The organism is Allobosea sp. CER48 (assembly GCF_044752385.1).
GTDB lineage: Bacteria > Pseudomonadota > Alphaproteobacteria > Rhizobiales > Beijerinckiaceae > Allobosea.
Window position 1 is genome coordinate 1 of sequence record NZ_JBIWYK010000741.1, and the last position, 1,059, is coordinate 1,059.

Here is a 1,059-nt window from a genome sequence, read left to right on the forward strand (position 1 = left end):
GGATCAGCGCCACATCGTCGACCCGACCGGCCATATCGGCCGGCAAGACGGCCACGATCTTGGCCATGGCATCGCGCGCGGCAAGGGCGAGCGTGCCGTCGGCGCGGTCCGCCACCCAGCGCGAGCCCAGCACCAGCGCCTCGATCTCCTCTTCGCTGAACATGAGCGGAGGCAGCATGAAACCCGGCTTCAGCACGTAGCCCAGCCCGGGCTCACCCTCGATCGGCGCGCCCTGCCCCTGCAGCGTGACGATATCACGATAAAGCGTGCGGATGCTGACGCCGAGCTCGGTGGCAAGCCTGCGCCCGGAGACCGGGCGGCGGTGCCGGCGCAACAGCTGGACGAGATCGAGCAGGCGCTGCGCGCGCGACACGCCTGCGGTCCTCAGCCCGGCAGGTCGCCCGCCCTGATCCGCACGACGCCGAGCTCGTCCATCTCGGCCCAGGCCCGGGCCAGCGATCCGTCCAGGTCGATGGCGCGGCAGGCATCATCGACGACATAGGTCTCGAAACCGGCCCTGGCGGCGTCCTGCGCCGTCCAGCTCACGCAGAAGTCGGTGGCCAGCCCGGCGATGACCACGCGCAACATGCCGCGCTCCCGCAGATAGCCGGTCAGGCCGGTGGGCGTGCGGCGATCGGCCTCGATGAAGCCGGAATAGCTGTCGACGTCGCGGCGGTGGCCCTTGCGGATGATGGTCTGCACATGCGGCAATGCGAGGCCCGCATGAAACTCCGCGCCCTTCGTGCCTTGCACGCAATGGTCCGGCCAAAGCACCTGCTGCCCATAGGACATCTCGACCACGTCGAACGGCTTCCGGCCGACATGGCTCGAAGCGAAGGAAGCATGCCCGGGCGGATGCCAGTCCTGCGTCATCACGACATTGGCGAAGCGTTTCGCGAACCCGTTGATGACCGGAACCACCTCGTCGCCCCTGGCAACGGCGAGGGCGCCGCCGGGGCAGAAATCGTTCTGGACATCGACGACAAGGAGAACGGTACGCTCGTCGACCACGGGTATCTCCTGTGCCTTGCCGGTCCGCGATGCAGCGGTCGCGCCCAG

General features: G+C 68.6%; 2 protein-coding genes. Both read right to left on the reverse strand.

Annotated elements, in window-relative coordinates:
• On the reverse strand, positions 1-373 hold a 373-nt coding region (locus ACIPIA_RS16920), incomplete at its 3' end, for a helix-turn-helix transcriptional regulator (RefSeq protein WP_400511158.1).
• A gap of 11 nt (positions 374-384) precedes the next feature.
• A complete protein-coding gene (gene pncA / locus ACIPIA_RS16925) occupies positions 385-1,059 on the reverse strand; it encodes a bifunctional nicotinamidase/pyrazinamidase (protein WP_400511160.1) in 675 nt (224 codons plus the stop codon).